The 9,819-nt window shown below is 72.5% G+C and carries 7 protein-coding genes and 1 pseudogene; 1 reads left to right on the top strand and 7 read right to left on the bottom strand.

Annotated elements, in window-relative coordinates; genetic code table 11:
* Positions 1–1,010 (top strand): annotated as a pseudogene (locus B9S57_RS00040) (regulator); the annotation flags it as partial.
* 4 nt (positions 1,011–1,014) lie between these two features.
* Here the strand turns inward: B9S57_RS00040 and B9S57_RS00035 are convergent.
* From B9S57_RS00035 to sucB, 7 genes are all read right to left on the bottom strand, one after another.
* Entirely contained in the window at positions 1,015–2,328 is a 1,314-nt protein-coding gene (locus B9S57_RS00035; RefSeq protein WP_103513454.1) for an NAD(P)/FAD-dependent oxidoreductase, read from the bottom strand.
* Between the two features lie 185 nt (positions 2,329–2,513).
* Positions 2,514–3,413: a TIGR01777 family oxidoreductase gene (locus B9S57_RS00030; RefSeq protein ID WP_103513453.1), complete on the bottom strand. Its 900-nt coding sequence runs from the start codon at positions 3,411–3,413 to the stop codon at positions 2,514–2,516.
* Between the two features lie 60 nt (positions 3,414–3,473).
* Positions 3,474–3,995, bottom strand: coding sequence for a DUF4240 domain-containing protein (locus B9S57_RS00025; RefSeq protein WP_103513452.1), 522 nt, complete (start codon positions 3,993–3,995; stop codon positions 3,474–3,476).
* Between the two features lie 83 nt (positions 3,996–4,078).
* A complete protein-coding gene (locus B9S57_RS00020) occupies positions 4,079–5,047 on the bottom strand; it encodes a YafY family protein (protein WP_103513451.1) in 969 nt (322 codons plus the stop codon).
* Between the two features lie 69 nt (positions 5,048–5,116).
* A complete protein-coding gene (aceE, locus tag B9S57_RS00015; RefSeq protein WP_103513450.1) occupies positions 5,117–7,786 on the bottom strand; it encodes a pyruvate dehydrogenase (acetyl-transferring), homodimeric type in 2,670 nt (889 codons plus the stop codon).
* A 268-nt stretch (positions 7,787–8,054) separates the two neighbouring features.
* On the bottom strand, positions 8,055–8,678 hold the full coding sequence (locus B9S57_RS00010) for a GntR family transcriptional regulator (RefSeq protein ID WP_103513449.1): 624 nt from the start codon (positions 8,676–8,678) through the stop codon (positions 8,055–8,057).
* Between the two features lie 148 nt (positions 8,679–8,826).
* Positions 8,827–9,819, bottom strand: a 993-nt coding sequence (sucB, locus tag B9S57_RS00005; RefSeq protein ID WP_103513448.1) for a 2-oxoglutarate dehydrogenase, E2 component, dihydrolipoamide succinyltransferase, incomplete at its 5' end; no start/stop codon positions are given.

The raw sequence follows: 9,819 nt of genomic DNA, 5'->3' as shown, positions 1-9,819 counted from the left end.
GGACCCGGTCCGTCGCCACCCGTGGACCCGCCCCCTCCCGTCCGCCCGCTCCCGCCCCACCGGCCCCGGGAGTCCCGCGCCAGCGGCAGACGGACCGCGGCACCGTCCAGCGGGTCGGCAGCGGCGACGTCGCCGCGCTGCGCTCGGTGGGCGAGCTCTTCCGCACGCTCGACAACGCCTACGGCGGGGGGCACGCCAGGCAGGCCCTCGTCCGGTATCTGGAACACGAGGCCGAGCCCATGCTCCGGGGGAGCTACGGCGAGGCGATGGGCCGCCGACTGTTCTCCGCCGCGGCCGATCTGACCCGGCTGGCGGGCTGGACCTCGTACGACATCGCGGCGCACGGTCTGGCCCAGCGCTACTTCGTCCAGGCGCTCCGGCTCGCCCAGGCCGCCGGGGACCGGGCGTACGGCGCGTTCGTCCTGATCACGATGAGCCGGCAGGCCGTGTACCTCGGGCACGGCCGGGAGGCGGTCCAGCTCGCACGCGTCGCCCAGCAGGGCATCGGCTCCTCCGCACCGCCGGTCGTCATGGCGCTGCTGCACTCGGTCGAGGCACGGGGGCACGGCGTCCTCGGCGAGAACAGGGCCTGCATCGCCGCGCTCGTCCGGGCGGAACGTGCCCTCGGGAGCTCCCGGCCCGGGGACGACGTGCCGCACTGGGCCCGCTACTTCGACGAGGCACAGCTCGCCGACGAGTTCGGTCACTGCCACCGCGATCTGCAGCAGTACCGCGTGGCCGCCCAGCACGCCGAGCGGTCGCTGCAGCTGCGCGCACCGGCGTACGCCCGGAGCAGGCTGTTCTGCCGGGTGGTGCTCGCCTGCGCGCGGCTCGGGCTCGGCGAGCTGGACCAGGCCTGCCTGCTGGGCGCCGAGGCGGCCCAGCAGGCGGCGGAGATGCGGTCCGTGCGCGCGACGGAGTACGTACGGGACTTCGAGCGCCGCCTGGAGCCGTACCGGGACGCCGTCGCCGTCCGCGGATACCGCGACCGGGTCGCCGCTCTGGGCTGACCCCCTACGCGGCGGCCGGCAGCCCCGTCCCGCCCGTGCGCCGCCCGTCCACCCCCAGGTCGGTGAGGATCGCCGAGGCGGCGCGCCTGCCGGAGCGCAGGGCGCCCTGGACCGTGCTCGTGTCGCGGTGGTCGCCGCACACGTACAGCCCGGCGAGCACCCGGACCGGGCGGAGCGGATCGTGCGGCGGCGGCATGGCGGGCACGGCCTCCGGATCGTGACGGGAGGCCAGCAGCTCCCAGTCGCCGGTGGGGGTGCCGTAGAGCGTGGCGAGATGGGCGCGCACCGAGCGGTCGAGGTCGGGCGGCGGGGGGCCGAGCACCGTCGAGGTGATCAGGGCCCGCCCGGCAGGGGCACGCGAGGGATCGACCTCGCTCATCACGGCGGTGTGCGCGACCGGCCCCGTGCGGTCCGCGTCCAGCAGCAGCCGGGCGCCCGTCGACGGTGCCTCCGGGGCGGTGTGGTGCAGCACGGTCACCGGGTGGAACGCGGGCATCCGCAGACCCGGCAGCAGCTCGCCCGCGGCCCCCGCCCCGGTGGCCAGCAGGAGCGACCGGCAGGCGAGTTCGCCGTGCTCCTTGGTGCGCACGCAGGTGATGTCGGCGGCCGTCACATGCACCCCCGTGCGTACGGTCCCCGGGGGCAGGGCGGCCGCCAGCAGCTCGGGCAGCGTCGCCGAACCGCCCGAGGGGACGCAGAGCCGGCCGCGCGCGTACTCCCGCAGGGTGAGGTCGGCCATGCGGCTCGACGTGGTGAGCCCGGGGTCGCCGAGCAGCGCCGAGAGCAGCGGACGCAGGAATCCGCCCACGGCGCGGGACGAGAGGCCGCGTGCCGACAGCGCCTCGTGCGCCGCCCTGTCGGGCCGGGCCAGGATCCGGGACTCCGGGGTGGTGGCGAGCCGGGCCAGCCAGGCACCGAGCCTCGCCTGTTCGATCGCCCCACCCAGGGGCGCGCGAGGGGCGCTCGGTCGGGAGCGCACGGCACGAAGTGCGCCCCGCGTGCTCCGTACGTCCCCGGCGCGGTACTGCCGCCCGCCGCTGTGGACGAGCACCCCGGGGGCGAAGTCCCGCAGGACCAGCCCTTCGAGCCCCGGGGTGATGCCCAGCTCCGGACAGGCGGAGCTGAGCAGCGGACCCAGATGGTCCAGCCGGAAACCGTCCACGTCGTCGGTGGCCATCCGGCCGCCCACGTGCGCCGCGGCCTCCAGGACGCTGACGTCGACCCCTGCGCCGATCAGCTGGTGCGCCGCCGACAGGCCGGCGATCCCGGCCCCGATGATGACCACATCCGCGTGGTCTGCTGTGTGTGCCCTGAGCACGTGCCCCTCCCCGAGTCGGTGCGACTGGTGGGGGGCTATTGCCCCCGACAGGCCCCCGGAACGCCCGAGTTCGGGTCGAGGCTAGGAGGATGGCCGAGTCAGGCGCAGTCGCGCGCACCCCGGGCACCGGTGCACGGGGTCGCACGGCGGCCCGAAGGCGGAGCCCGGGACGGGCCCGGCGGTGGTCAGCGCAGCGCGGCGCGGACGGCGTCGTCGATGCCAGGGAAGGCGAACGCGAAGCCCGAGTCGAGAAGTTGGCCGGGCAGCACCCGCTGGCTGCCCAGGACGTCGCCCGCGAAGTCCCCGAGCGCGAGGCGCAGTGCGGGCGCAGGGGCGGTGAAGAGGGTCGGACGGTGCAGCACCCGCCCCATCGCGGCCGTCACCTCGCCGTTGGTGACGGGGGAGGGGCTCGTCAGATTCACCGGACCCGACAGCGTCTCCGCGTCCAGGATGTGCCGCAGTGCCGCGATGTGGTCGTGGAGCGCGATGAAGCTCCAGTACTGCCGGCCGTTGCCCATCCGCCCGCCGAGTCCGGCCTTGAACAGCGGGAAGAGCCGCCCCCAGGCGCCGCCCCGCCGGGAGACGACCAGACCGGTCCTGGCGTGGACCGTGCGCACGCCCGCCTCCTCGGCGGGAGCCGTGGCCTCTTCCCATTCCACGCAGACGGACGGCAGGAAGCCTTCGCCGGGCGGTGCGCCCTCGTCGACCGCGCGGTCCCCGGTGTCGCCGTAGAAGCCGATGGCGGACCCGGACAGCAGCACCTTCGGCGGGGTGTCCAGCGAGGCCACCGCCTCGGCGACGGCCGCCGTGCCCAGCACCCGGCTGTCGCGGATCTCCCGCTTGTACTCCTCGGTCCACCGGTGGTCCCCGACCCCTGCTCCGGCGAGGTGGACGACCGCGTCGCAGCCGACCAGCCCCGCCACGTCGACGTACTGGCGCGCGGGGTCCCACTCCACCTCGTCGCCGGTGGCGGCCGGGCGGCGGACCAGGCGCACCACCTCGTGCCCGTCCGCGCGCAGCGAGCGCACGAGCGCCGATCCGATGAGGCCGGTCGATCCGGTGACGGCGATTCGGGAACGCAGCATGACGCCCATCCTGCCCCATGTACCCCTGGCCACACGGAAAGGGCGTGGCGCGGCGCCCCGTCAGACCGGGCCGAAGCGTTCCCAGAGTGCGGGGAATCGCTCCGCCAGCGCCGCGTCGTCGTCGAATCCGATGGGCGTGCCGGCCGGTTCCGTGGCCTGGGGCGGCAGTCCGAGGTCGGGGGTGACCACACCGGTGAGCTGCTCGTAGGCCTCGTCGGCGGCGTAACCGAGGTCCTCGCCGTCCCCGTCGAGCTCCTCGTCGAAGTCCACCAGCAGCTCGGCCAGGCTGTCCGGGTCGTGCACGGCGCCCTCGAAGACCTCGCGGCCCTGCGCGATCAGCCAGCAGCGGAAGTAGTCGAAGGCGTCGTCGCTCGCCCCTCCCAGCAGAACGGCGGCGGCGCCCCACAGGTCCCAGCGGTAGGCGCGGTTGTATCGGGCCTCGAAGTGCCTGGCGAAGTCGAGCACGGAGTCGGGGTCGAGCCGCACCAGCCGTTCGACGAGCAGGTCGGCGTGGTCCTCGGGGTCGCCCTCGGCGGCCTCGCGGGTGCTGTCGATGATCTCCCAGAACTCCGTCTCGTCCATCACTGGTCCAGCATCTGCCCCGAGGACGGGCGACGCACGCCCAGACACCGAAATGAAGCCTTCGGCATCACTTCCGGGCCACTTCAGCGATAGAGGTCGCGCAGTCGTTCGGCGGTATCGGCAAAACGTTCGCGCAGGGCGGCGGGGGCCAGGACCTCCACCTCCGGTCCCAGGGACAGCAGCTGGCCGTACGCCACCTCCTCGGACTCCACCGGCAGGACCACCGTGCGCAGGCCGTCGGCGTCCGGCTCCGCGGCCCCGGCCAGCGCGTCGTCGGCGGCGGGCCGGTCCACGACGTGCGGAAGCCGCCGTACGCCCTTCCCCGACAACCGCACCGTCACCTCGGTACGCAGCAGCGACCGGGCGAACTGCGCCGCCCGTTCCTCCCAGAAGCGCGGCAGGTCGAAGTCCTCGTCCCGCACGAAGCGCGTGGGGGAGACGGTGACGGCGGTGAACCGGTCGATCCGGTACACCCGGACGTCGTCCCCGGCCCGGGCGCAGAGGTACCAGACACCGGCCTTCAGGACGAGACCGTAGGGGGCCAGTTCCCGCTCCACCTCGTCCGAGTGCCGGCGCCGGTAGCGGGCCCGGACCAGCCGGTCGTCCCAGACCGCCTCCGCGACGGCGGGCAGCAGTTCGGGAACGGCCGGATCGTGGTACCAGCCGGGGGCGTCCAGATGGAAGCGCCGGGCGGCGCTGTGCGAGGCGTCGCGGAGCGAGGGGATCAGGGCGGCCGAGACCTTCAGCCGGGCGGCCGAAGCGGCGTCGTCCAGCCCCATCTCGCGCAGGGCGGAGGGCAGCCCGGACAGGAAGAGCGCCTCGGCCTCGTCACGGGCAAGCCCGGTGAGCCCCGTCCGGTAGCCGCCCACGAGCCGGTAGCCGCCGGCCCGCCCCCGGTCGGCGTAGACGGGCACACCCGCCTCGGAGAGCGCCTGCGCGTCCCGGGTCACGGTGCGCTCCGACACCTCCAGCTCCCCGGCCAGCTCGGCGCCGGTCATGGAGGGCCGGGACTGCAGGAGCAGCACCATCCTGATCAGCCGGGCAGCACGCATGGACCCATTGTGCGGCGGGCCCGGCGAGCGCGGGTACCGGGGTCTCCCGGCACCCGCCCCCGCGCGGACTCACATGCCGTACCGCTCCCGGGCCTCCTTGACCTTGGAGGCCGGGATCTCGCCGCGGCGGGCCAGCTGGGCCAGCGCCGCGACCGTGACGGACTCGGCGTCGACACCGAAGTGGCGGCGGGCACCCTCGCGGGTGTCGGAGAGGCCGAAGCCGTCCGTGCCCAGCGAGGACCAGTCCTGCTCCACCCACTGGCTGATCGAGTCCGGTACCGCCCGCATCCAGTCGCTGACCGCGAGGACCGGACCCGGTGCGCCGGAGAGCGCCTGCGTCACGTAGGGCACGCGCTCCTCGCCGCGGAGCAGCGCCTCGTCGGACTCCAGCGCGTCACGGCGCAGCTCGCCCCACGAGGTGGCGGACCAGACGTCTGCCGTGACGCCCCAGTCGGCGGCGAGCAGTTCCTGCGCCTTCAGCGCCCAGTGGATCGCCGTGCCCGAACCGATGAGCTGGAGGCGCGGCGCGTCCTCCGCGGCGGGCGTGCCCTCCTTGAAGCGGTACAGGCCCTTGACGATGCCGTCCTCGACGCCCTCGGGCATCGCGGGCTGCTGCTTCGGCTCGTTGTAGACCGTCAGGTAGTAGAAGACGTCCTCGGCGTCGGGGCCGTACATCCTGCGCAGGCCGTCCTTGACGATCACCGCGATCTCGTACGCGAACGCCGGGTCGTAGTTGAGCGACGCCGGGTTGGTGGACGCGATCAGGTGCGAGTGGCCGTCCGCGTGCTGGAGGCCCTCACCCGTCAGGGTCGTACGGCCGGCGGTGGCGCCGACGATGAAGCCCTTGCCCAGCTGGTCGGCGAGCTGCCACATCTGGTCGCCGGTCCGCTGCCAGCCGAACATCGAGTAGAAGATGTAGAACGGGATCATCGTCTCGCCGTGCGTCGCGTACGACGACGCGGCGGCGATGAAGTCGGCCATGGCGCCGGCCTCGGTGATCCCCTCGTTGAGGATCTGCCCGTCCTTGGCTTCCTTGTAGTACATCAGCTGGTCGCGGTCGACCGGCTCGTACGTCTGGCCCAGCGGCGAGTAGATGCCGGCCGAGGGGAACAGCGACTCCATACCGAAGGTACGGGCCTCGTCCGGGACGATCGGCACCCAGCGCCTGCCGGTCTCCTTGTCCCGCATCAGGTCCTTCACCAGGCGGACGAACGCCATGGTGGTCGCCATCTCCTGCTTGCCGGATCCCTTGTAGAGGGCCTTGAAGGCGCGCTCCTCGGGCTCGGGCAGCGCCACCGCGTGCACCCGGCGGGCGGGGGCCGGACCGCCGAGGGCGGCACGGCGCTCCTGGAGGTAGCGGACCTCGGGGGAGTCGGAGCCCGGGTGGCCGTAGGGGACCAGCCCGTCCTCGAAGGCGCTGTCCGGGATCGGGAGGCCGAGCAGCTCGCGCATGCCCTTGAACTCGTCGATCGACAGCTTCTTCATCTGGTGGTTGGCGTTCTTGGACTCGAAGCCCTTGCCGAGCGTGTAGCCCTTGACCGTCTGGGCCAGGATCACGGTCGGCGCGCCCTTGTGCTCGATCGCCGCGCGGTAGGCCGCGTACACCTTGCGGGCCTCGTGGCCACCGCGGGAGCTGTAGAAGCACTCGGCGATCTTCGCGTCGCTCAGCAGTTTCGCCAGCTCGACGAGCGCGGGCTCGGATCCGAAGAAGTGCTCGCGGATGTAGGCCACGTCGCGCGTCGCGTACGTCTGGAACTGCGCGTCCGGGACCTCGCGGAGGCGGCGGATCAGCGCACCCGTGGTGTCCAGCTGGAACAGCTCGTCCCAGGCGTTGCCCCAGAGCGTCTTGACGACGTTCCAGCCGGCCCCGCGGAACGCGCCCTCGAGCTCCTGGACCACGCGGAAGTTGGCGCGGACCGGGCCGTCGAGACGCTGCAGGTTGCAGTTGATGACGAAGGTCAGGTTGTCGAGTTGCTCACGCGCCGCGAGGGCGAGGGCGGCGGTCGACTCGGGCTCGTCCATCTCGCCGTCGCCCAGGAAGGCCCAGACGTGCGAGTTCGACGTGTCCTTGATCTTGCGGTTGGTCAGGTAGCGGTTGAAGCGCGCCTGGTAGATCGCCGAGAGCGGGCCGAGGCCCATCGAGACGGTGGGGAACTCCCACAGCCAGGGCAGCCGCCGCGGGTGCGGGTAGGACGGCAGGCCGTCGCCCCCGGACTCCTGGCGGAAGTTGTCGAGCTGCTGCTCGGAGAGGCGGCCGTCGAGAAAGGCGCGGGCGTAGATGCCGGGCGAGGCGTGGCCCTGGATGTAGAGCTGGTCGCCGGAGCCGTCACCTTCCTTGCCGCGGAAGAAGTGGTTGAAGCCGGTCTCGTACAGCCACGCCGCCGAGGCGAACGTGGCGATGTGACCGCCGACGCCGTACCGGGCGCCACGGGTGACCATCGCGGCCGCGTTCCAGCGGTTCCACGCGGTGATCTTCGATTCCATCTCCAGGTCGCCGTCGAACGACGGCTCGGCGGAGGTGGGGATGGTGTTGACGTAATCGCTCTCCAACAGCTTGGGCAGCGCGATGCCGGCGCCCTCAGCGTGCTGGAGCGAACGCCGCATCAGGTACGCGGCGCGGTGCGGGCCCGCGGCCTTGGTGACGGCGTCAAGGGAGGCCGCCCACTCGGCGGTCTCCTCGGGGTCGCGGTCCGGGAGCTGGTCGAGCTCGCTCGGAAGCTTTGCTACGGGGTCGGTCATGATCGCCGCCTTCCGGAGTGGGAGGGGGTGGAGAAGGCCCTGGCTGGCAGGACAGGGCGATCGGGCCGGTGGGCCCGCGGATGAACTGTAAGTCGCCGATCGATGATCGATCAAAGGGTGAAGGGCAAAACTTCTCGATATGAAGAAAAGTGGCATGCGGTGCCGCGAAAGGGGGCACGGAGTGACGGGATCAAGGGGGTGAAACGGGCACCGGCCTGCACGGCCGAGCGCCCTCCGTCGCAGATGGGCGTCTGTCCGGGGCCCTGTCTCAGGCGCGCGGCGCGCACCCGAGGACGTGCTCCTTCACCAGCACGGCGATCTGCGGGTCACGCCGGAGGAACGCCTCGATGAGCGCCTCGTGCTCCTCCGCGTAGGACTTCTGCACGGTGCCCAGCCAGCGGATCGACAGGGCCGTGAACACCTCGATGCCCAGCCCCTCCCAGGTGTGGAGCAGGACGGCGTTCCCCGCGGCCCGCACCATCTCCCGGTGGAAGGCCACCGTGTGCCTGACCTGCGCCTCGCCGTCGGCCAGCCGGTCCGCCTCGTACAGCGCCGCCACGTGCGGCGTGAGCGCCGAGCAGTCCTCGCCGAGCGCGGGGGCCGCCAGCTCCGCCGCGATCTGTTCCAGCCCGGCCCGTACGGGGTAGCTCTCCTCGAGGTCGGCCGCGGTGAGATTGCGTACCCGGACCCCCTTGTTGGGCGCGGACTCGATCAGCCGCAGTGTCTCCAGCTCCCGCAGCGCCTCGCGCACGGGCGTCTGGCTGACCTCCAGCTCGGTGGCGATCCGGCGCTCCACGATCCGTTCGCCCGGCTTCCAGCGCCCGCTGACTATCCCTTCCACGATGTGCTCGCGGATCTGTTCGCGCAGCGAGTGGACGACGGGCGGGGTCATGAGGAGCTCCTTCGGAGGCGAACCGGTGCTGCCTGCGCCGACACGGTGGCGGAGATGACCGGTGGTGTCTAGACAATACGGCGGCGCCCCCGTCCGGAAGTGATCCGGACGGGGGCGCCGCTGGTGAGGCTGGTTACAGCTGTACGACTCAGAGGCCGAGCTCGACCTCGAACTCGCCGGCCTCGAGGATCGCCTTGACCGTCGTCAGGTAACGGGCGGCGTCCGCGCCGTCCACCAGACGGTGGTCGTAGGAGAGCGAGAGGTAGGTCATGTCGCGGACGCCGATGACGGTGCCCTCGGCGGTCTCGATGACCGCCGGACGCTTGACCGTGGCACCGATGCCCAGGATGGCCGCCTGGTTCGGGGGCACGATGACCGTGTCGAACAGCGCACCGCGCGAACCGGTGTTGCTGACCGTGAAGGTGGCACCGGACATGTCGTCCGGGGTCAGGCCGCCACCGCGGGCCTTGCCGGCCAGCTCGGCGGTCTTCTTCGCGATACCGGCGATGTTCAGGTCGCCCGCACCCTTGATGACCGGGGTCATCAGACCCTTCTCGGCGTCCACGGCGATGCCGATGTTCTCCGAGTCGAAGTACGTGATGGTGCCCTCGTCCTCGTTGATCCGGGCGTTGACGACCGGGTGGGCCTTCAGTGCCTGGGCCGCCGCCTTCACGAAGAACGGCATCGGGGACAGCTTGACGCCCTCACGGGCGGCGAAGGACTCCTTCGCCTGGTTGCGCAGCTTCATCAGCTTGGTGATGTCGACCTCGAGGACCGAGGTCAGCTGGGCCTGCGAGTGCAGCGCCTTCATCATGTTGTCGCCGATGACCTTGCGCATGCGGGTCATCTTGACCGTCTGACCGCGCAGCGGGGACGCCTCGAGCTTCGGCGCGGCCTTGGCCGCGGGAGCGGCGGCGGCCGGAGCCGGAGCGGCGGCGGCCTTGGCGGCCTCCGCTGCGGCCACTACGTCCTGCTTGCGGATACGGCCACCGACACCGGTGCCCTTGACCGCGCCCAGGTCGACACCGTTCTCGGCGGCGAGCTTGCGGACCAGCGGCGTGACGTACGCGCCGTCGTCACCGGCGGGGGCGGCCGGAGCCGGAGCCGAGGCGGCGGGCGCTGCCGGAGCCGCCGGAGCCGG

It is taken from the genome of Streptomyces sp. SM10 (assembly GCF_002910915.1).
GTDB lineage: Bacteria > Actinomycetota > Actinomycetes > Streptomycetales > Streptomycetaceae > Streptomyces.
The sequence above is the reverse complement of the archived record's forward strand: the minus strand, read 5'-3'. Positions and strand labels throughout refer to the sequence as shown.